Origin of the sequence: Shewanella canadensis (assembly GCF_003966225.1) — a bacterium.
In the GTDB taxonomy this organism is placed as follows: domain Bacteria; phylum Pseudomonadota; class Gammaproteobacteria; order Enterobacterales; family Shewanellaceae; genus Shewanella; species Shewanella canadensis.
This window is the reverse complement of sequence record NZ_RXNU01000007.1, coordinates 20,286-41,639: the sequence shown is the minus strand read 5'-3', so window position 1 is coordinate 41,639 and position 21,354 is coordinate 20,286. Positions and strand designations below refer to the sequence as shown.

General features: G+C 46.6%; 22 protein-coding genes. 15 read left to right on the top strand and 7 right to left on the bottom strand.

What is annotated here, in order from left to right:
• The first annotated feature begins 5 nt into the window (after window positions 1-5).
• The 4 genes from EKG38_RS14240 to EKG38_RS14225 all read left to right on the top strand — a co-directional run bounded on the left by EKG38_RS14240 (window position 6) and on the right by EKG38_RS14225 (window position 3,044).
• Complete coding sequence (locus EKG38_RS14240; protein WP_126520905.1) at window positions 6-683, top strand: 4Fe-4S dicluster domain-containing protein; 678 nt, start codon at window positions 6-8, stop codon at window positions 681-683.
• Window positions 680-1,621, top strand: a complete 942-nt coding sequence (gene nrfD / locus EKG38_RS14235) for a cytochrome c nitrite reductase subunit NrfD (RefSeq protein WP_126520904.1) — start codon at window positions 680-682, stop codon at window positions 1,619-1,621. The genes EKG38_RS14240 and nrfD overlap by 4 nt, the downstream gene beginning before the upstream one ends.
• Before the next feature lie 21 nt (window positions 1,622-1,642).
• The gene (locus EKG38_RS14230) at window positions 1,643-1,933 is read left to right on the top strand and encodes a cytochrome c3 family protein (protein WP_126520903.1); all 291 of its coding nucleotides are present in this window, start codon (window positions 1,643-1,645) and stop codon (window positions 1,931-1,933) included.
• Window positions 1,934-2,273: 340 nt separating this feature from the next.
• Entirely contained in the window at window positions 2,274-3,044 is a 771-nt protein-coding gene (locus tag EKG38_RS14225; RefSeq protein ID WP_246033171.1) for a class I SAM-dependent methyltransferase, read from the top strand.
• Between the two features lie 11 nt (window positions 3,045-3,055).
• Here EKG38_RS14225 and EKG38_RS14220 read toward each other — a convergent pair whose 3' ends face one another.
• Both EKG38_RS14220 and EKG38_RS14215 read right to left on the bottom strand, forming a co-directional pair.
• On the bottom strand, window positions 3,056-3,508 hold the full coding sequence (locus EKG38_RS14220) for a tellurite resistance TerB family protein (RefSeq protein ID WP_126520902.1): 453 nt from the start codon (window positions 3,506-3,508) through the stop codon (window positions 3,056-3,058).
• Between the two features lie 117 nt (window positions 3,509-3,625).
• A complete protein-coding gene (locus EKG38_RS14215; RefSeq protein ID WP_126520901.1) occupies window positions 3,626-4,144 on the bottom strand; it encodes a DUF2780 domain-containing protein in 519 nt (172 codons plus the stop codon).
• A gap of 184 nt (window positions 4,145-4,328) precedes the next feature.
• On the opposite strand from EKG38_RS14215, the gene EKG38_RS14210 reads away from it, so the two are divergent.
• The 3 genes from EKG38_RS14210 to EKG38_RS14200 all read left to right on the top strand — a co-directional run bounded on the left by EKG38_RS14210 (window position 4,329) and on the right by EKG38_RS14200 (window position 7,867).
• Window positions 4,329-5,045 (top strand): hypothetical protein, encoded by a 717-nt coding sequence (locus EKG38_RS14210; RefSeq protein ID WP_126520900.1) that lies wholly within the window; start codon window positions 4,329-4,331, stop codon window positions 5,043-5,045.
• 58 nt (window positions 5,046-5,103) lie between these two features.
• Entirely contained in the window at window positions 5,104-6,519 is a 1,416-nt protein-coding gene (locus EKG38_RS14205) for a tetratricopeptide repeat protein (protein WP_126520899.1), read from the top strand.
• 109 nt (window positions 6,520-6,628) lie between these two features.
• Window positions 6,629-7,867: a hypothetical protein gene (locus tag EKG38_RS14200; protein ID WP_246033170.1), complete on the top strand. Its 1,239-nt coding sequence runs from the start codon at window positions 6,629-6,631 to the stop codon at window positions 7,865-7,867.
• 124 nt (window positions 7,868-7,991) lie between these two features.
• On the opposite strand, the gene EKG38_RS14195 is transcribed toward EKG38_RS14200, so the two are convergent.
• Together EKG38_RS14195 and EKG38_RS14190 are read right to left on the bottom strand one after the other, a co-directional pair.
• Window positions 7,992-8,357, bottom strand: a complete 366-nt coding sequence (locus EKG38_RS14195; protein ID WP_126520897.1) for a hypothetical protein — start codon at window positions 8,355-8,357, stop codon at window positions 7,992-7,994.
• A gap of 194 nt (window positions 8,358-8,551) precedes the next feature.
• A complete protein-coding gene (locus EKG38_RS14190) occupies window positions 8,552-9,514 on the bottom strand; it encodes a LysR substrate-binding domain-containing protein (RefSeq protein WP_012004392.1) in 963 nt (320 codons plus the stop codon).
• Between the two features lie 107 nt (window positions 9,515-9,621).
• Between EKG38_RS14190 and EKG38_RS14185 the strand changes: the two genes are divergently transcribed.
• Window positions 9,622-10,824, top strand: coding sequence for a multidrug effflux MFS transporter (locus EKG38_RS14185; RefSeq protein ID WP_126520896.1), 1,203 nt, complete (start codon window positions 9,622-9,624; stop codon window positions 10,822-10,824).
• 117 nt (window positions 10,825-10,941) lie between these two features.
• Here EKG38_RS14185 and EKG38_RS14180 read toward each other — a convergent pair whose 3' ends face one another.
• A complete protein-coding gene (locus EKG38_RS14180) occupies window positions 10,942-11,826 on the bottom strand; it encodes a putative porin (protein WP_126520895.1) in 885 nt (294 codons plus the stop codon).
• A gap of 221 nt (window positions 11,827-12,047) precedes the next feature.
• Here EKG38_RS14180 and EKG38_RS14175 point away from each other — a divergent pair, with 221 nt between their 5' ends.
• Window positions 12,048-12,641 carry a tRNA-uridine aminocarboxypropyltransferase gene (locus tag EKG38_RS14175; RefSeq protein WP_126520894.1) on the top strand — a complete coding sequence of 198 codons (594 nt, stop codon included), beginning with the start codon at window positions 12,048-12,050 and terminating at the stop codon, window positions 12,639-12,641.
• Window positions 12,642-12,931: 290 nt separating this feature from the next.
• Here EKG38_RS14175 and EKG38_RS14170 read toward each other — a convergent pair whose 3' ends face one another.
• Entirely contained in the window at window positions 12,932-15,043 is a 2,112-nt protein-coding gene (locus EKG38_RS14170) for a putative bifunctional diguanylate cyclase/phosphodiesterase (RefSeq protein WP_126520893.1), read from the bottom strand.
• A gap of 281 nt (window positions 15,044-15,324) precedes the next feature.
• Between EKG38_RS14170 and EKG38_RS14165 the strand changes: the two genes are divergently transcribed.
• Together EKG38_RS14165 and EKG38_RS14160 are read left to right on the top strand one after the other, a co-directional pair.
• Window positions 15,325-15,684, top strand: a complete 360-nt coding sequence (locus EKG38_RS14165; protein ID WP_126520892.1) for a hypothetical protein — start codon at window positions 15,325-15,327, stop codon at window positions 15,682-15,684.
• 37 nt (window positions 15,685-15,721) lie between these two features.
• Window positions 15,722-16,357: a class I SAM-dependent methyltransferase gene (locus EKG38_RS14160; RefSeq protein ID WP_126520891.1), complete on the top strand. Its 636-nt coding sequence runs from the start codon at window positions 15,722-15,724 to the stop codon at window positions 16,355-16,357.
• Between the two features lie 68 nt (window positions 16,358-16,425).
• Here the strand turns inward: EKG38_RS14160 and EKG38_RS14155 are convergent, their stop codons facing one another.
• A complete protein-coding gene (locus EKG38_RS14155) occupies window positions 16,426-17,097 on the bottom strand; it encodes a flagellar brake domain-containing protein (protein WP_126520890.1) in 672 nt (223 codons plus the stop codon).
• A gap of 270 nt (window positions 17,098-17,367) precedes the next feature.
• Here EKG38_RS14155 and EKG38_RS14150 point away from each other — a divergent pair, with 270 nt between their 5' ends.
• From EKG38_RS14150 to EKG38_RS14135, 4 genes are all read left to right on the top strand, one after another.
• Complete coding sequence (locus EKG38_RS14150; RefSeq protein WP_126520889.1) at window positions 17,368-18,699, top strand: M16 family metallopeptidase; 1,332 nt, start codon at window positions 17,368-17,370, stop codon at window positions 18,697-18,699.
• Complete coding sequence (locus EKG38_RS14145; RefSeq protein ID WP_126520888.1) at window positions 18,696-20,138, top strand: M16 family metallopeptidase; 1,443 nt, start codon at window positions 18,696-18,698, stop codon at window positions 20,136-20,138. The genes EKG38_RS14150 and EKG38_RS14145 overlap by 4 nt, the downstream gene beginning before the upstream one ends.
• 142 nt (window positions 20,139-20,280) lie before the next feature.
• Window positions 20,281-20,847 carry a hypothetical protein gene (locus EKG38_RS14140; protein ID WP_126520887.1) on the top strand — a complete coding sequence of 189 codons (567 nt, stop codon included), beginning with the start codon at window positions 20,281-20,283 and terminating at the stop codon, window positions 20,845-20,847.
• Window positions 20,828-21,340, top strand: a complete 513-nt coding sequence (locus EKG38_RS14135; protein WP_185826861.1) for a hypothetical protein — start codon at window positions 20,828-20,830, stop codon at window positions 21,338-21,340. The genes EKG38_RS14140 and EKG38_RS14135 overlap by 20 nt, the downstream gene beginning before the upstream one ends.
• The last annotated feature ends 14 nt before the right edge of the window (window positions 21,341-21,354 follow it).

Below are 21,354 nucleotides of genomic sequence, written 5' to 3'. Positions count from 1 at the left end.
ACCCAATGAAAAACTCAAGAAGACTCTTCCTTAAGAGCGCGTGTGCCGTCGTCGTTGCCGCATCGGGTTATACGATTGCTAAGAGTTCCACTGAGTCTGTGGAAATTAACGGAAAAAAATATGCCTTGGTGCATGATGAAACGAAATGTATTGGCTGTGATGCCTGCTCCATCGCCTGCCGGGAAGTTAATCAGGTACCCGAGGGGGTCAGTCGCTTGGAGATTGAGCGTGAAGGACCCTATGGGGAATATCCGGAGCAATATTTTCGTTTTACGCGTAAATCTTGCCAGCAATGTGAAGATTCCCCATGCGTCAAAGTTTGCCCCACCGGGGCCGCTTATAAAGACCCGGAAACGGGCATAGTCAGTGTCGATTCCTGGAAGTGTGTCGGTTGCCAATATTGTATCGCCGCCTGTCCCTATCAGGTGCGCTTCATTAATCCTGTTACCCATGCCGCCGATAAATGTGATTTCTGCAAAGAGACGCGCTTAAAAGAGGGGAAGCAGCCCGCATGCGTGTCAGCATGTCCGACCCAGGCGCTAACCTTCGGTGATTTGAAAGACCCAGACTCAAATATTGTCAAAGTACTTAAGTCGGCTCCCAATTATCGCAGTAAGACTGAACTCGGCACTCGGCCTAAAGTTTTCCGTATTGCATCACAAGAAGGGGATATAACGCTATGAGTCCATTCCATTTTGATGGCCTAGTTTGGCATTGGCCGATCGCCATCTATCTTTTTTTGGCAGGAGTATCCGCCGGAGCAATATCTTTCGCCATATTGCTCAAGCATTTTAAGCTGGGTAAAGACGCGTATAAATCCGGTTTCATTCAGGCCGCTTGTCTCATCGCTCCCTTGGCCGTCTTCGCAGGACTCGGGATCTTGGTGTTGGATCTCACCAAGCCATTCGATTTTTGGAAGATCTTGGTTTTTTACAATGGCACTTCCGTGATGTCTGTCGGCGTTGCCGTATTGATGGTTTATCAACTGATCCTCTTTGCCTGGTTAATCTGTGTATTTAAAGAGCCTGTATTGAATTGGTGTAATGGGCGTTGGCCTCTGGTGACCCGGTTACTGAATGCTTTGGTTAAGCATGAGCCAAGCATTTCGGGCTTTTTGACCATATTTGCGCTTTCTCTGGGGGCTTACACCGGCTTTCTGCTCTCTGCGCTGACCACCTTTCCTATGTTGAATAATCCGGTATTGCCCTTGCTCTTCTTGATCTCCGGCTTGTCTTCCGGCGCCGCAGGAACCCTGCTCGGTGGCGTGTTGCTCAAGGGGGATCCCGACGGCAAAGAGGTGCATTTCATACACAATATAGAGATCCCGATCATCTTGGTGGAGATGGTGCTGTTGTTTACCTTCTTCACCGGACTCATCCTCTCGGGGGGCCAGAGCAAAGTCGCTGCCATAACAGCTATCGGAGAAGGTTTTTGGGGCTGGGTATTCTGGGGGGGCATAGTCGTACTGGGTCTAAGTTTACCACTGGCATTCAACCTCTTCATGAAGACCTCTTCGAAGCGCAAGTTCTCCTATGTGGCTATCACCGCCAGTTGTAGCCTGGTTGGAGTATTACTGCTGCGTAATTTTATTCTCTATACCGGACAAATGACTGTTGCTTAACTATCTAATTGGGAGTTCACCATGTTTAAAGCCTTGGGGTTATCAATACTACTAAGTTTGTCTGGAGCGGTATTTGCGGGGGGAATTGCTGATTCCCATGCCGAAATGTCAGGGTGTGAAGCCTGCCATGAGAACGGGGCCCCCTCGGACGACGGGGCCTTTGAAAATGAGGCCTGTGCCTCTTGCCACGGGCCCTTGAAGGAACTGGACAGTGATGTTCATAATAAACATGAAGGCGCCTTGTTGTGTAATGACTGCCATGTGGTGCATGAGGAGGCATTGGCTAAGGATTCCTGCAGCAATTGTCACTAACTTAGGCCTGAACAGGCCTGATTAAGCTGATGCCAGTCACCAATAAGAGTCGACTGGCGAACACTCGGCTAAGCAGGCTTGCTTCAGCAATTTATTCCACCGTACGACAAGGATGTACTTGGGCTGGACGCCATTTTATTTGCCTCACTCTTAAACTTTAGAGTCGCACCCAACCTCCAAATGGGTTTGCCACCCTCTCACCAGGGTGGTCTTTCTTCTTTGATTGTCGAATTAATTTCTTACAAATGCTTCACCTATGAACTATTGGTTGGAGCTATTCTTTTGAAAGTTATTCTTTTGAAGCTAAAATTTTGAAGCTAATATTTTGAAGGTAGCTCTGATGAAATTAATTAAAGGGATTTTCTTTACGCTATTCGTGTTCTCCTTGAGTTCCGCATCATGTGCTCGCCAAGCATTAATCTACGACGTATATCGTCTCGCGGTTCAGTCCGAATTTCGCTTAGATAGGGATATTAAAAGGGATGCGACCCGACACCCCAGAGAGGTGTTGGCTTTCTTTGAGATTGAGCAAGGGCAAACTGTCTTAGATCTCTTCTCCGGAGGTGGTTATTACTCCGAACTTCTCTCTTATGTTGTCGGAGGAGAAGGGGAGGTTATTGCTCACAATAATCAGGCTTACCTTCCTTTTGCGAAAGAAGATCTCGATGAACGCAGTTATGCCACTAGGCTGCCGAATGTCACTCCCCTGTTGAGTGAGGCCAACGATCTGAATTTTGTGGCAGATTCTCTCGACAGAGTTTTTTATATTCTGGGTTTTCATGATATCTATTACCGTGATGAAACTTGGCCCGAGATTGATGATGACAAACTGGTTGCCAATCTATTTCATAGTCTTAAGCCGGGCGGAATTGTTGCGGTAATCGATCATGATGCCGTTTCCGGTGCAGGGAAAGAGACGGCACAGGAGTTTCATCGATTATCATCAGAGCATGTTATTAGCAAGATGACTCAGGCAGGGTTTGTATTGACCGATAGCGCCGATCTTCTTAAGAATGATGCAGACCCGCTTACTATCTCTGTGTTCGATAAGGCTATCAGAGGAAAGACGAGTCGCTATATGTTGAAGTTTATAAAACCGCAGACAAACTAAGTTGTGAAAAATCAACGCTGGCTCTCTATGGCCTGATTACGCATCTGGATCAGCTCGCTGTGTTTCAGATGAAGCAGAGCCGATGTGCGGCGAATGATCTGATTTTCATAGCGACATAACTGGCCATCGGCGTAGGCGAGTTTCCACATGGCGAGGATCAGTTTTTGCTTCTGTTCAATACTACATTGCTGATTGATTTCACGGGTGAATTCATAGAGTGAAATCGAGTTCCCCTGTACCTTCTTCGCTTCATCGATCAACTCTTCTGCCTCGGCTTGAGTCAACGACAGTGCTGAGGTTAGCAATGTTGGCAGGAGCTTAGCTTCCTCCGTAGACAAGGTCTCGTCGGCAAATACCACTTCCAACAGTAAGCTCACTGCGGCCAAATTAAGCTGACGAGCCTGCTCTTCCGGCGTCACGGCTTGTGAGTGTGAACTCAGAAACTTTTTTAATTTCGCAATCATGAATGGAATACCTGTGAATAATCTAAAGATTGAAGCATACAGGGTTAGAGTGGTAGAAGAGGTAAGAGTTCACTTTTCATCGATATGAGGGGCGAAAAGTGAACCCTGATACTGAGCTTAAAGAATCGCACCTAACCCTTTTATCAAGAGATCTGTGGTGCCATTTCCCGCATTGGCATCTAAGTAGCCTTTGACAACATCTATCATAGGAACCGCCAGCTCCTTTGAGATCCCCAATTTTTCGAAGGCATCATAGATTTGAGCGCCACCTTGCAAAGAAGCACCCAGATCGCCGGCTTGAGAGAGGAGTCCGGAAATCCCCGAACCACTATCGATAGCCGGAGCCGCAGAGAGTAAGCTGTCCATATTGGGAATCGCACTGGCTATCGGTCCGAAATCATCACTACCTAATGTCGATTGGGCTAAAGAGAATAGGCTACCCAGACCCCCTTCCGCCTGCGACTGATTGAGTCCGAGTTGTGACATCACACTGCCAACGAGATCACTGCTCTGGGTTTGTGTTACCTGAGGTTTCACCTCCTCCTTTGACGTTAGATCGTCAAACCAACCTGCCGTTGCAGGTGAGCCCATCATTAGGCTGCCGAGTAGTAAGCCTGTCACAGCAGATAGTTTCATTGTTAGCCTTCCAGTGGTGAATAAATCCGAATATTACGAGCATTCTAGCTTTTTTAACAAAAACATTGCAGCTTTTTTACGTTAGACAGCTCACCAATTGTCCATTTCTTCTGTGCAAAAAATATGAAATTTGGGTATTCTATTGGCCTTATTGTCTTATTTAATTTATTAATTGGAAACGCGCATGTCATTATCCGCGATATTTACCGAAGCATATAACTTCTTTCGCAATCATATTAGTCAGTTAGCTGCTCTCACCGTTCCTATTCTATTTGTTCAGGTAGGTATTCAACTTTGGTTGGGTATGGAGATGGCGAACGCAGATTTGGAAAATCCTCAGTTTGGTGCGCTGCATATGGCGGCCGTAATGGCGTTGCTACTGGTGTTCTCTCTGTTGATCGCATCTTTAACACTCTTTATGGAGATACGTTCACAAGGTCATGAAGCGAATACGGCTCTTATTCTTAAAACGAGTCTGAGTTTCGTACCTCCACTACTGCTCGCGGGGGTATTCTCTGGTTTAGCTATTTTAGCTCCGGTGATGATGTTTGCTGCCTTCGGACCGTTATGGCTGGTGGGACTGGTCATTAGTATCTATATTTTCGCCAGATTAGCCTACGTAAACTTCATGGTGGTTGTCGAGCGATTAACTCCTCTGGAAGCGATTAAGGGAAGCTTTAAGTTCAGTGGTGCTATAGCATTCAAAACCCTGTTGGTGTTGATGCTTTATATCCCATTATCCTTGATAGGTGGCATGCTTTCCTCTTTAGCACAAGATGCGGTTGGCTTCCCACTTCAGTTGATCGTTGAAGTCTTTATTGCCTTCATTGGGCTTTTCGTCAACGTTGCGCTGTTCCGTTTATATATGGTGTCACGCCCGAAAGTGGAAGAGCAGGCTTAACATTAAAGACGTTCCCGGGTTTTAGAACCCGGGAACTCGATTTCCCGGAGTTTCCGTTGTGCTTACTGATGTCGAATTCGTTACTCAGTTTTCTGCTGAGCTGGGTCATGATTACGCCGTAGCCAAAAGCTATGTCCGGGATGTCCCTACCCAAGCCCTGCTTCAAATCCGCAGCTTTACTCATAAGTTAACCGAGTTGTTGGCTAAGCCTAAAGGGATAACCTTCGATAGCCCCAATCTGTACGACAGGATCGAAACGCTTAACCGGAAGCGGGTGATCAACGTTCGTACGACCAGAACTTTGCACAAATTGCGAGGTGACGGTAACCGTGGGGCACATCCGGAAAAGTATCACCTGACTTCTGAACAGTTACTTGAGTTAAGTGAAAAATCGATAGAGAAACTGCTGAATCTTGTCGCGTCTCTATTTACTCAAGTTACCACCAACCCCCTTCCTGAATATCATTTTGTAGCGTTCGACTCGTTTGCCGGACGGGATCTCTGTTATCGAGCCGTGATGGAGTCAGATCCTCTGGCACAATACTTAGTCGGCATGTCGCTTAAGACTAAAGCCTTGATGCAGCGAGAGCAGGAGCAGGCGTTAGCCGAGTTGGAGCAAGAGCAAGAATCTCCGGACCAGTTGTCTGACAGTACATTCAAAAAAGCCGAATATTGGTTTACTCAAGCCGCCACTAACAATATGGATGCGCTCTATGAATCAGGCGTTGCCCTTATTCATGGTTATAGCGGTGAGGCAGATATTGCAGCCGGTGAACAAGCCATCGCGGCCGCCGCTGAGGCGAATGTGGCGAATGCCATGGCGCTACTCGGCTATTTTCATCTGGTAGGCGGTGAGAGCATTAAACTTGATTCGGATAAGGCCCTGCATTATCTTCAGCTGGCCGCGGATCTTGAACAATCAGAAGCGATAGCCAATCTAGGGGTCCTTTTTTATCAACGCGGCGATCTTGAAAAGGCAAAGCATTTTATCGCTAAAGCGGCTCAGGCAGGTTTTCCCCATGCTCAGTATCATTTAGCGTTAATGTTGGCTCGAGGCGAGGGTTGCGATGTCGATGCGATTGCCGGTGAGCAGTGGATGGCCGAGGCGGCGGAGCAGGGACAGGTAGATGCAATGCTGGCCCGCGCACAATCTATGTTGAATGACGATAATGCTTTCGGTTGCGACCTCTCACAAGCCGAGCTGTACTTACGGGAGGCGATTAAATATGGCCACAGTGTACCCGCTATGATTGAGCTGAGTATCGCGCTTGCCGATGGTATGTTGGGTAAAATTGATGTCGTGGGATCTGCGGCCCTGCTAAAACTGGCTCGTGAGCGGAGTAATCTCCAAGAGCTGGCCGTGATAGAACCCTTGTGGGAGTCACTGTCCCTGCAGGTTGAAAACGTGTTGTCGATGACTGATAACACCGATGAAGTCGCCTCTCTTCAGCGGGCAAAAGAGCTGCTCTCTTAATCCTTAACGTGTCGATACTCTCATTGTGAGTTTATGATCACTCAAATCTTTGCATACAATATTCAAGGTGGTAGCATTGTTTCCTTGTCCTATGTGAATGGAACTAACCTTGCCTACCGCTTCCCAATCAGAAAATGAACGACTCAATGAGTTGGCACAATCTTATGTAAAGCTGGTGCTCGCTGTCGGTATGCATGACCCTTTCTATGTCGACGCCTATTATGGCCCGGAGTTGTGGCGCAAAGAGTGCCAGTTAGTGCCACTTTCCTTATTGGAGTTTGATGCTAAAAGAGTGCTCTGCGAGTTAGATGCCGTTGCCTTGGCTAATGCCGACGCTAAGCTGGTTTCACGGCAGAGATTCCTGAGAACACAAGTCGCTTCGGTTGGGTACTTTATTCGTCACCTGCAGGGAGAGAGGGGAAGTTTCGATGTTGAATCTATGGGGCTATACGACACTCAGGCTAATAAGTTCAGCCTGGAGTATTTTGATTCTGTTCTGACGGAGATGGCCGGGTTATTGCCGGGTAAAGGCTCGTTAGCCGAACGCTTCGAAGCATTCAGATCCGGTTTTATCGTCCCTCAAAACAGAGTTCCACAGGTATTCGAGGCGGCGGTTGAGAAGGCAAGAGCTTTAACCGGCGCTCATATCTCCCTGCCCGAGAGTGAAAGTTTCAGCATGGAGTTTGTCAATGACAAGATTTGGACGGCGTACAATTGGTATCTGGGGAGTTATCAGAGTCTGATACAGCTCAACCAAGATCAACCCCTCTATATCGAACGTTGTCTGGAACTTGCCAGTCATGAAGGCTATCCGGGTCATCACGTGTTTAATCTGCTGCAGGAGCAAGACTTAGTCAGAAATGAGCAGTGGATAGAATATGCCATCTATCCACTCTATAGCCCTATCTCATTCTTGTCGGAAGGCAGTGCTAACTATGGCTTGCGCCTGATCATGTCAGAAGATGAAGTGCTCGGGTTTGAGCGTGATTATCTGATGCCCTTAGCTGGCATCGAGGGAGATATTGAGCATTACCATAGGGTGCTCACCTGTTATAAGAGGTTGGCTTATCTGGATAATCTGGTATGTGAGCAGTTAACCGATGGCCATATCTGTGTGAGTGATGCCGAATGTCTCTTGAGAGATTACGGATTATATAGCGAGTCACGCGCCAGGCAGAGGGTCAAGTTTTATCTCTCTAATCGAGCCTACGTTATTAATTATAACCATGGTGAAGAGAGTGTAGCTCGGTGGGTGGAGAGGGGCGGTAATACTATACTTGAGGAGCGCTGGAAACGTTTCGAAACCCTTTTGAGAAGGCCGCTTAGTGCATCGCAGTTTACTCTCTAAAGACTTACCTCGAAAACATAAGGGTCAGTGCATGACTTCACAACTCCACAAACGAAAAACGCCTGCCGAAGCAAGCGTTTCTGTTAGTTAATAGTGGCAGAGCCGGGCATGATACCGATTGCGATTAGCTCGGATCGTGCTCGAAGGTACGTCCTTGATGTGGACTCACCCGAGGACGGCGTTCGGCAAAAGGGCTCTCTTTGAATACTTGAGATTCTCTCTCAACGTTGGCCTGTGAAAAACCAGTTTCCTGCTGTGCGCCGTAGACACCTTGTTCCTGCTGCTGACGAAAACGCGCAAGCTGCCTCTTAAGGAATATCCGTCCAAATAGGCTCAATAAAATGAAACTGACTGCACCGATAAGCAACACAAACGGCAGTGCTATCAGTGTTAGTGTTATCACGGCCAGACCTATCGCGAAAGCCATCCAGCCTTTGACACCGGAGAACCTATTCTGGAAAGGTGATTGCTGAAATTGACTGTAGATCATAAAAACTCCAAAAAATAGTCTGATACTTAGTCTGCATATTTATTGACCTCAGATCACGTTAAATTCAGTTAATCTTGGGCGTAAAATGTAACAGATTGTCTTCAAGGCCTCTAATGTAGCGACCTGAGGCGATAAATGACTATGATACGATACTCATGGTTAATGTAAGCTGAATAGCATAATGATGCCCAATTCTAAATATTACTAAACGCATCGGCAACACTCTTGCAGATGGTTTCTCGCATCCATCTGTGTCCGGGTTCGTCATTATTACGTTCATGCCACAGAAGTACATAGGCTAAAGGGATAAAGTCAAAAGGTAGCGGTAGCTCAACCAATGGGTATAACTTTTTAGCGTGACGAGCAAAGCTTGAGGGTACGGTAAAGATCAGATCGCTGTGGGCACAGACACTTGCAGCCCCATAAAAATCAGGAACGGTTGTGCTAAGTCGCCGTCTATGACCTTGCTCTGCCAGATGATAATCTAAAGCCCACCATTCATTCCCTTCGCAACGAACTTGTACATGTGACATCTCCAGGTAGATATCCAGGTTCCAGTTGCCTGTCGTGATGGCAGAGAGGATGGGGTGCTCCTCTCTGACCAGACATATTTGATGATCGGTAAAAAGTAACTGATGGGCAATGCCATCAGGTAGGCGATCCATATGAACGTTTGATTTGGGGTGGAGATCGCGCCCGGCAATGCCAAAATCTACCTGACCTTTTTGCAGATCTTGTATCGATTTCCCCATCCAACCATAGCTATCCAGCCTTAAGTTAGGCGCATTGCTTAGCAATGGCCCGATAAAGTAGGGAAGTAGAGTCTCATAGGCACTCTCGACCATAGCAAAAGAGAATTTGCGATCGCTGCTCGCAGGAGTAAAAGTGGGCGGCTGAGTCAGTTGTGATAGATTTTCCAGTAGGCTTGGCAGTTTATCGCTGAGTTGTACTGCGTGAGCAGTCGGCTTTAACCCATGAGCGGTACGAATAAAAAGTGGGTCATCTAAGGTATCCCGTAACCGGTTGAGGCTCTTACTCAGTGCCGACTGACTCAGGTGGAGTCGACTGGCTGCTCGGGTGACACTTTGTTCCTCGAGTAGTACTTGCAGGATCACCAGCAGGTTCAGATCGATTCTAGCCAGGTTATCAAGATTCATAGATATTCCTACAGGGAAATTCAGTTCTGAAATTATACCATTTCTGTTCATAACTTGGGTGCGCTAAAATAGCTTTCATAGAATAACGCTCCAAATAGAGAGAAATCATGCGTCGAAATCTGTTACCCATCTTAATGTCTATGGTTGTGTTAAGTCCCTTAGCCATCGATATTTACCTGCCTTCCATGCCAACTATGGCTGCCGAGTTCTCGGTATCGGCAAGTGAGATACAGTCGACACTGGTACTCTTTTTGTTCGCTATGGGTGTAGGGCAAATTGTCATAGGTCCTCTGGCCGATAGATACGGTCGACGCCCCATCGCTCTGGGTGGTATCTTACTTTATATCGCCAGCAGTATGCTCGCGGCTGTCGCCATGGAGTTTCATTGGCTGCAGATAGCTAGGGTGCTACAGGGATTAGCAGCATGCTCAACCTCGATAGTGGTCTTCAGTGCCGTGCGGGATTGTTTCACCCCCAAAGAGAGTGCCCGATATTACAGTTACCTTAACGGGGTGATCTGTGTGATCCCGGCGCTTGCTCCAACTTTAGGTGGCTTACTGGCACTGCAGTTTGGCTGGCGATCAACCTTTGTATTTATGACGCTTTACGCCATTATCATGATGATCTTGGTCGGGTACCGCCTGCCTGAAACTCGTCCGACGAACACGGTGACTACCGGCCCGCTTTATCGTTGGTCACGTTATAAGCCCGTTATTATGGAGCCTCACTTTCTTTTCTATGCCTTCTCATGCATGGCGGGTATGGCCGCGATTCTGAGTTATGTCTCATACGCGCCGGTTTGGATAATCGATACTTTAGGCATGTCAGAGCTGACATTCAGCGGACTATTTGGCCTCAATGCCGCGGTTAATATTGTTGCCTGTTTTGCCGCGCCTATAGTGATCACTAAGTTAGGCAACCGACCCACGGTAATGTTAGCGCTAAGCACCATGCTTGTGTCGGCCATCATGCAGGTACTCTTGCAGCAGTGGGGGCCGGCAACAGGTCTGCCCGCCGCATTAAGCTTTATGTTACCTATGATGTTGCTCTGTATCGGCTTCGCTCTATTGCTTGGTCCTGCAACGAGCATGGCACTGGCTGCATTCGGTGAACGAGCGGGAACGGCAACGGCTATCTTAGGGTTTATTCAGATGAGTGGTGCTTCACTGCTGACCGGGTTAGTGCAGCAGACAGATCTAACCGCACCTTATGCCGTTGCATTGGTGATGGGTTCCTTGGCGATAATCTTGCTGACCATGATGGCGATGCCCCGTTTCGATAACTGGCATCAGGAACAATACGCTCATTAATTTTGAAATGATTCTAGAACCTCGAACCTAGGATTTGAAACACCCCCTTGCCCGTCAACTGCTAACCACAGGAGGCGGGCATTTTTTATGGGGGGTCAGGTTTGGTGGCTTTAAGGGCTAGAAGCGTCCGTTTATGCCTATTGCGGCAAAAACGCCATCAATATCAGGCTCAAACTGTTTAGATAGATTAAATTTCGCGGAAAGCCCATCGGTTAGGCGTAAAGTGTAGGCAGTGTTAATGCCATACGGATCGTCCCAGTCACTGTCGAATGCGGTCGCATAGGTGGCGCCAATAGACCAGGAGCGGGTGATATACCAATCGACGGCGGCACTTAAGTGATTCGAAGAGTCTGAAGATTGAGATTCATCAGTTGGGGATACTCCTTTCGCGTCAGAAGAGGAGTGGCTGAACAATCCGGAGAATAAAATGCCCTGACCAGATGATAGAGGGAGGTAACTCTTAACTCCTATCCCGTAATTCGTAGTGTCGACTTCGGATTGCCAAATGTCATTTAGTGAGGTCATATATGTTGGCTGGGTTGTATTATCAGACTTGCCATAATTGACATATACGGAGGAGGTATCGTTAAAGTAGTAACCCAGTTTGACCCCGTACGTATCCGATTCACTTTTTGAAAAGAAGTTGTTCCAATCTGCATTTTGATAATTGGCGCCAATGTACCACTTATCTGCGAAGACATACTCACCATCGATAGCGTAGGTAGTGAAATAAGCATCAAAATCAACGTCCAGTTTGCTGTATTGGCCCCCTAAATGTGAAGTCTGCGCTAAGAAGCCACTCAAGGCGTAGGGTGTGCTGTCTTGGCTGACCGGGGTGAAATAGTATCGATATTGTCCGTTCCATGTACCGTCTGAAAAGCTTTCGCTGGAAGCCGCGTAATTGATGTCGGCTTCATGTTGGTAGGCTGTATCTTGTACGGCGTAGATGTTTATAGAGGTAAGCCCTAAGAGTACGGCTAGTGTTAGGGTATTTTTGTTCATTTCTCTTCCTTGTGTGTTGTGAACTCAGGAAGGCTGAATTGTGGATGGCATCAATAATGACTGTCATCCATGAGGTAATATTTTAATTAAGAACAAATACTTGCCTTCCTGGCGGTCAAACTATAACCGTTAGCGGCTCGCTAAGTAAATAGTATGAGAGTCTTTATTCTATATTGAGTTGAGATACACTATAGCCATTGACCTCATTGCCCGAGAATCCTGTGTCCCGTCCCATCTGTCCTAAATGTCATTATCCGCTTAAGGCTTGTCTGTGTGAGAGTATCGAATCGATGCGGGTATCGACGGAGTTGATTGTCTTGCAAGATCCAAGCGAAGTTGGGCATGCGAAGAACAGTGTGCGTCTGCTCGAGTTGGTGATCGAAGATACTCAGGTATATGTGGGGGAGTCCCCTGATGACTTTACGCAACTGCGCCAACGTCTCGAGCAAAGCGTTAAACCCGTCTATCTGGTTTACCCCTCGGAGCAGAGTCAGGATGTCGAGAGTGTCAGTTTCGATGAGGATGTGATTCTGCTGTTTCTCGATGGCACCTGGCGAAAGGCCTATAAACTTTTACAGCTCAACCCCTGGTTGCAAGGCTTTCCGGCACTGCATCTGGATATTGAGTCTGCGTCGAATTATAAAATTCGAAAAGCGAGCCGTATCGATAGCCTTTCAACACTGGAAGCCGCGGCAATGATGGTGAAAGCCATCGAGCCACATCAAGAGGTGTCGCCTCTGCTCAACGCATTAAATGCAATGGTAAATCAACGTATTAGTTCAATGCCTGACTCTGTTAAAAAACGATATGAGTAATGGATTTGCTGTTTTGTGATATATATCAGCAATATCTGAATAAAACAATATTCAGATCACGCAAATCACTGATGAAATAGGTTTTAATATGCCCGAATCATCTGTTCTACAGGTGGTGTGAAAGCTGTGTTGGTATACTGTCCATGCAGGGAGGCAGTGCTGGCTATTTGCTGGTATCGGCACAGCTTTCACTCTAAATTTGAATCCGTCTGAGCTGACTGTATCCCTCTATTACCATTTTTGATTCATCGTTTTCGCAAATATACCTATACCAGGAACTTAACTCCACGTTAGGAATAGGTCGAAAAGTTTTCAGAGGTGAATCTGGCTGCCTCTTTCGGATGTCCAAAGAAGTAGCCCTGTCCAAAGCCCTTACCCATATTCTTTAATATCTCTTTTTGCTGCTTAGTTTCGATACCTTCTACGACAAAACTGATATCCAGTGCCTGCGCAAGTTGGATCATGGCTTGGCAAAGTTGTTTCCCTTGAGGTTCGCTCAATCTATGGGCAAAACCAGCATCGATTTTCAAACTGTCGATAGGCAGACTACCTAGCTTACTGAGTGATGACAGACCTGCACCAAAATCATCGATTGCGATGCTTATGCCTTTATTTTTTAGCAAGGTTAAGGTCTTTTTGACTCGTTCCGGCTGTCTGAGCAGTGCCAACTCGGTGATCTCGAGCACTAAGGCATTCGCAGGTAACTGACTGTAATTCAGTGCTTCGGTGACTTGTTGGACAAAGTCAGGATGCTCTAACTGCATAGGCGAGACATTGACACAGGCTTTTAGATCTGGAGCATGTTGAGTTCGCCACTTTGCGACTTGCAGACAGGCTTGTTTTAACACCCATTGCCCTATGGTGATAAGCAGTCCGGCCTCTTCCAGTAGGGGCACGAAATCGCTGGCATTGAGTATTTCCCCATCGGGCTTCTGCCAGCGAAGCAGGGCTTCGGCACCAATAACCGAGTTACACTCGAGATTCACGATAACCTGATAGGCGAGACTGAATTGCTTAAGGTTATGGGCGTGGCGAAGATCACTGAGTATCATCAGTTTTTGTTCGGCTTCTTCATGCATGGAATGGTTGTAAAAGAGCACGTGTTCAGGGCTCTGTTTAGCACTATACATAGCAGTATCGGCAAGACTGAGAAGCTTATTGGCTTCTGAGCTGTGTTCTGGAAATAGCGCTATGCCTATGCTGGTTCCGAGGTAGAGTTTCTGATCATCGATCTCAAATGGCGCCTCAAACAGAGACATTATCTGCTGAGAAATATCCTCCACCTCTTGATGACCGCTACAGTCTCTCAGAACCAGAGTAAACTCATCTCCCCCGAGCCTGGCAATGTCGGCTTTTTCAATACAGCTTGCTTCCAACCTTGCTGAGACCAGCTGCAGAACTTTGTCGCCGGTGGCATGACCAAAACAGTCGTTAATATTTTTGAAGCCATTGAGATCTAAAAACATCAGGGCACCCATTTTACCCGGAGTCACTTTGATCTCCTGCAGTGCCTGATTTAATAATAACTTTAGGTGATGCCTGTTGGGCAAGCCTGTGAGTGTGTCATACATGGCCTGCTCAGTGAGCTTCGCTTCTAGCTTCTTTTTAGTGCTGATATCACTGAAAATAGTGACATAGTAGACTCTCTCCTCAGCGAGTATTTTTCGGCAACTCTTCCAGGCAGGAAATTGAGAACCGTCGGATCTCTGTTTCCACACTTCACCTTGCCAATTTCCCCGCTCCTCGAGCGCGTTATTGTGTTCCTGCTCTTCTGCGGCAGTATGTCTTCTGAGGTCAATCAGCTCGGCGTTCTTATTCAGTAGTTGGTCGGCGCTGTAACCGCTGATACGACACATCGCCTTATTAACAGCGATAATTTTATGTTCGGCATCTGTGATGTATGCCGCCTCGGCGCTATCTTCTAAGGTAATAGACAGCAGCTCTTTAGGTAGCATATCGAAGCCATTATTGGCACTTTCTCTGCTTCTGCTGCGTCGATTTGATGGTTCGAACAGTGCCAGAATGACCGGGCTACCTTCGAATTCAAACGGAAACAGGGATACTCTGGTGGGGAGTTCTCTGCCCTGCTGGCTCAAGTGAAGCCAGTTGAATTCGACGACGTCGCCCTCTAATGCGTGACGCATCATCTGTTGGGCATATTCAATACTGTTTCTACCCGAAGATTGAATGCGGGGAGAAAAGTCGTAGGGTGTTGCGTTTACAAAGTTATCCGTTTGAGTCTGAAAGTAGGAGAGCGTAAGTGGGTTGGCACCGATAAAATGGTAACCTTGGATGATGGCCAGAGGGAGAGCGTTGGGCTCCAACTGCCAAGCCTGAAGTCTCTGAGACAGACTCGGTCTGTCAGAACTTAGCTTAGATAATAAATAAGACCAACGGTCCATCCTGATACTCCCTTGTCATAAATCCCAGTTTCCTACTAACTCTTTTAACTTTGCTAAAAATGCATTTCATTTATTGGTAAAAGATTTTTGTAGTGTTAAAAATAACCTGATTTGAGTTTTGACTCAAATCAGAAATGATATTTTGTAATAAATAACCGATATTTAGACTGAATCTGAGCCTTTTGTTATTTTTTTCTGGCATAGTGGCCATAGGTTGTTTAATCATCAAGATGGAAAGCTAACCATGAGACTCATTATGTGAGTCAATTGAGGAGAGTTAGATGGCGTTTTCACTGAGTTTGAAACGTTTGGGGGCCATCCTGATATCAGGGCTGCTCTGCGCTCTTGTTTCAATTTCGATACAGGCCTCAGATAAGAGGAGCCTGACAGAGAAAGCCGATGAGGCGAGGAAGCAATCGAGAACGATTGAGCAAGAGCAGCTACAAAAAGCCCGGGATGCCGCCAATGAGACTCAAAGTCGCGAGAAAAAGATCTTAAAAAGGCAGCAGCCAACCGAGTGGGAGTCAGAACAGGTTGAGAAAGCCCAACAGCAGTTTAATGAGCGGGAGTCTCGAGAGGAGAAATATCTCAGAGAGGCGAAAGAGGCTGCAGATAAACAACGAAAGCTCCCTAAGCCATGATGACGGATTGTGAACTTTGCGGCATTAGGGAGTTCATTTGAATTCTTGTCCCCTTTGCGGAAGAGCCTCGCTGTTCTTTTTCTATCGAGATAAACGTAGATCTTATCTGAGATGCAATCATTGCCATATCGTCGTTGTCCCTCCTGAGTACCTTCTCTGCGCCGAAGCAGAAAAATCTGTCTATGATCAACATGAAAATGACCCTGAGGATGAAAAGTATCGACATTTTTTATCCCGGACTTTTGAGCCGCTTATTGCGCAGCTTCCTAATGACGCTAAGGGATTAGATTTTGGATGTGGCCCGGGGCCTACGATAAGCGTGATGGCTGAGGAGGTTGGACTGTCGGTGAGTAACTACGATCTTTACTACCACAATACCCCCGAGGTGCTGGAGCACTATTATGATTTTGTCACCATAACCGAAGTGATAGAACACGTTGCCGATGCTAAGGCGTTGTTGACGCGTTTAGACTCCTTACTTTCTTCCGGAGGTGTCTTGGCTGTGATGACCTCCAGAATGGTAGACGCAGATGCATTTGGCCAGTGGTATTATAAGAACGACCCGACACATATTCGTTTCTATTCCATCGAAACCTTTGAGTGGGTCGCCCATAATTTTGACTGGCACTTAGAGATAGTCGATAGGGATGTGGTGTTTTTTCATAAAAAGTGACGCCTTGGCCTGTTTAACCCTCTCAAAATTTATTGCTTAAGCACCGGGGGCCTTAACGCCGATGAATACTATTTCGGCTGTTGCAACAGGTGGTTAAGTATCACCTTCTGAACAAAGGTTTCCGTTTCACTCTGTTCACTGCTTAGCTCAAATCCGTACTGACCACGCATTCTTCCATATTCAATATCCTGAATATTCTTGATGGTGATAGGTATCGACATCGTCTCCGCCTCTTGCAGCATTTTTACTTGTAACAGGCAGGGGGTCTCTACGCTAATTTCTTGAAGTATTTTACCGATGAATGCTCCGCCATTGATCGATATATTACTTAGCTGTCCAGGTGAAAGAAGCTGAGTTGTTTCTCCCTCATCAGAGCCTTCGGCTGGCATTACCTGGATGCTGGCCTCCAGGTTAATAGCGATCCGTGAGTGCTGCCTGAGTGCGACTTTTTGTAGTGCCTTAGGGTAGTCGATAATTAACCAGGGTTCGGTACTGCCGAGTAGCTTCCTGATAGAGCTACGAAAGGCAAGAATATTGGCATCGGGTTCATCACTATTTACAAGGCGAACAATAATCGATTGACCAGGCTTGAGAAACTTTTTTGCCTCTTGCCAGCTGTTATCTGAACCTAAAGCAAAGATAATTGCACGATGTGGATCGACGCCAATGAGGCGCGTTCTAAGCCTGATGGGTTGACTCGGTGTTACCACCTGAATAGTGACCTCTGTATTGCAAGGCATGCTATTCAAATAAGAAAATTCGTAAGTAGTTGAACTTCCCACCAATTACCCCCTGTTTTATTAAGTATCAGTATATTACTGCTGCTGTGGTTCATCTGTATAGTTTATCGGTTGCATTAGCTTACAAAGATTTTGCGCTCTGGGGCTTGATCTTATTGTTGTTTTAACCTCTTATAATTGCTTTGATTTTAATCGGTATGCCGACCAAGTCTCCGTATTGATTAAAAGCACTTTATTTAACTGTCTTGCTCATTTAGAAGGAGCTAAAAAATGATCCGAAGATTATCGGCGCTGGTAATGGCCGCGGGGTTAATGATGACCTCGCAGGTGACTCAGGCGACGCAAGTAGAAGATATCAAAAGTTTCACGCTTGATAATGGCATGAAAATTATGGTCTTGGAAGATGCATCTATTCCGAATGCCAATATGTACCTGTTTTGGAAGGTGGGCTCCAGAAATGAGGTGCCGGGAATCACAGGTATCTCTCATTTCTTCGAACATATGATGTTCAATGGCGCAAAAAAATATGGTCCCAAGATGTTTGACCGCACCATGGAGGCTGCGGGGGGAGCTAACAATGCCTATACAACGGAAAATATCACGGTTTATACCGATTGGTTTCCGGCCAATGCATTAGAGGCCATATTCGATCTGGAAGCCGATCGAATCGCCAGTCTCAATATTAATGAAAAAATGGTTGAGAGCGAACGAGGCGTAGTTGCATCGGAGCGTACTACCGGTCTTGAAAACTCTAATTGGCGAACGCTTCAGGAGGAGATAAAAGGAGCGGCTTTCCGAGCTCATCCCTATAGCTGGTCAGTTATCGGGCATGAATCAGATATTGCTGCATGGACACTGGATGACTTAGTTCAATATCACAAGACCTACTATGCCCCCAATAATGCCGTGGTTGTGATAGCCGGTGATGTGAAGCTCGCTGAAGTTAAGGCCCTCGCAGATAAGTATTTTGCGCCAATTCCCGCACAAGCCCCTCCAAAAGAGGTGAAGACGGTGGAGCCGTTACAAAAAGGTGAGCGTCGGGTCTATGTGCATAAAGCCTCTGTCAGTACACCAAATGTGATGTTGGCATATCATGTACCTTCAACATCCCATGAAGACTATTACGCACTCGATCTGCTCTCTTCTGTTTTGAGTAAAGGTAATAGTTCACGCCTCTATCAATCTCTCGTTGAAAAGCAGGTTGCGATAGAGGTCGAAACTTATCTGCCGATGACCTTCGACCCTAACCTTTTCTATGTCATGGGTGTCGCTAACCCCGGGATCACGGCAACAGAACTTGAGAAGGACCTGATTGCAGAGATCAACAAGGTTGCCCGTGAAGGGGTGACTGATCAGGAGTTGGAAAAAGTAAAAAATATCAAGTTGATGAATTTCTATCGTTCAATGGAAACAATCAACGGTAAAGCTAATACCGTTGGAACGTATGAGCTTTATTTCGGGAGTTTTGAGAAATTGTTTAATGCGCCGGAAGCTTATGGAAAAGTGACGCCTGCCGATCTGCAACGTGTCGCACAAACTTACCTGCGTCGTGCAAATCGAACCGTTGCCGTATTGGCCGCCATAGAGGAGACAGATGAATGAAGACTTTAACTCATCTATCAAAAAGCTCGAACAGACTTATTGCTGCCATCTTTATCACAGGCATGAGCTTGTCCGGTTGTGCCACTCAGACGGTATCGACATCGGTCGATACCGGTAGCTTTAGTATGCCTGCCTATGAGCAGTTTAAGCTTGAAAATGGCTTGACGGTTTATTTAATGCCGCAAAAAGAGGTACCACTAATCACGGTAAACGCGGTGGTCCGAGCCGGAGCCGTGAATGATACCACCTCGGGTGTTGCGGGAATGACGGCTCAAAGCTTACTTTTGGGGGCAGATGGTAAGTCGAAAAGTGAAATCGAACTGATGGTCGATTTTCTCGGTGCGTCCATCTATGCCGATGCGGGAAAAGAGGGGAGTTACATAGGTGCTGATTTTATGGCTAAAGATAGCGATAAGATGTTGCCCCTGATCCAGAGTTTACTCATATCCCCGGATTTCGATGCCGCCGAATTCGATAAGCTACGTCAACGGGAGATCGCCGGACTATCTCAGGCGAAAGAGAGCCCTCGCGCCGTTATCAGCCGCTACTTTGATAAACTTATCTATGGTTCACATCCATATGGTAACGCCTCATCGGGGAATAGTGTTTCGTTAGCCGAGCTCAATATCTCGCAATTAAGAGCGTTTCATAAGAGTTATTATCAACCCGCTAATACTGCGATAAGTGTTGTCGGCGACTTCGACGTTAAACAGATGAAATCTACACTTAATCAGTTGTTTGGTCGCTGGGGAAATAGTGAGGAGGTCGTCAATCCGGCACTGAAATCCAATCAACCTGAACTGAAAAACAGCCAAGTACTGTTGGTAGATAAGAGCGATGCCATCGAAACCACCTTCCTTATCGGCGGCAAAGGGATCGCCCGTGACAATCCCGATCATGTCGGCCTGAAAGTCATTAATACCATTCTTGGCGGGCGCTTCACGTCATGGCTGAATGATGAGTTAAGGGTCAATGCCGGATTGACCTACGGGGCTCGCTCCGGGTTTATTCCCTATTCGGAAGGCGGTATATTCAGGATCAGCACCTTCACGAAAACTGAGACGACCAAAGAGACCATAGACTTGGCACTGAAAACTTATGCTCGACTCTGGGAGACGGGCATTGATCAGAAGACGTTAAATTCAGCTAAAGCCTATGTGAAAGGTCAGTTCCCGCCAAAGTTTGAAACGAGTGGCCAGCTAGCAGGCCTGTTATCTGACATGTACCTGTATGGTTTCGATGATGCGTTTATCAATGACTTTCAATCGAAAGTTGATGGTTTGACTCTGACCGAGGCGCAGCGATTGATTAGTACCTACTTCCCTCAGGAAAACCTTCAATTTGTGATTATTGGTAATGCAGACAAGATAGCGCCGATTGTTGCCGAGTATGGTGATGTAACCCGGATTGGGATTAAAGCTGTAGGATTTGGAGGATAAGAAATTAGGCTTGAGGGCTTTTAAGCCCTCAAGCACCTTTCAGTTTTTCTCGTGACCGTTTCTTCCGGCAGCTTTCTTCTCCCTGTTCTACACTTGATACGGATTGGTATTATGTACGGATTTAAGGACAAGGAAGGTCAGCATGGTTATGAGTCAGGTATTGGCAGCTAATAAAAACAGAGATACTCATCAGGATGATGACACCGTGGATTGGTGTCATATTCAAGAGAGTCTCAAGATCTTACTGTTAGCTATGGCGCAAATTGAGTTGTCATTGACCGATGGCGAGCATAACGTCACTGAGTTAGGCTCGCTGTTTACCAACATGGCTAAACACTTGGATGAAGTGAACACTTTTCTTTCACAACAAACAGACACTCCAGATGAGATCATCTCCCATGGCGCAGATTTGGCCGCTTCGATTAATGAGGGGGTGGTTGCTTTTCAGTTTTATGACCGGGTCTCCCAGCGTCTGCAGCATGTCATTATGGGGCTGGCACTGATGGAAGAGGTATTAAACAGTAAGCAACTACGAATATCGCCAGATGCGTGGAGTAAGCTACAGGAAGAGATACAGGAAAGTTATTCACTTGATTGTGAGAGAAAAATGTTCGATCTTGTACTTCAAGGAACGCCTATTCACGAGGCATTAAAACTCTATCGAGATGAAAATCAATCAGCTAAAGAAGATGATATCGAGCTGTTTTAAATACAGTTTATTACTCTTTGTTGTAACCCCCTCTTTATCTCTGGCCGATAAGGCTCGCTTCAGTGATTTCTGTCTGTCGATGGCGGGTCAATGGCAGGGAACCTCGGCTAAGCTAAAACAGAAGCCTATACAGACCTATGTCAGCGCAATATGTTCGGCAGACAGGCGACAGTTAATGCTTTCGGTCAGTCGTCGTGCAAAGCATCCTTTCAGTGAAACCTGGTGGTTCAGGGAGCGAGGAGAGTCCACTTTTCTTATTTACTTCGATGGGGTGGATGAAGATAAGAGCCAGAGCTTTAGTCTGTATCAACAACACGGAAGTTTTTCATTGCTGGGTGAAGGGGAGTTAAATAAACGACCGGCTTTGATCCAACTAAGGTTTGAGCCCAAAGAGACGGGTTGGCTCTGGTTGCAAAATGTGCAGTATCTGGACGATGATACCGATCGTTACCTCTTCTATCGCGGCATCGAGATGATGCCGGTAGAACATTAGTATTGCTGAGCTAC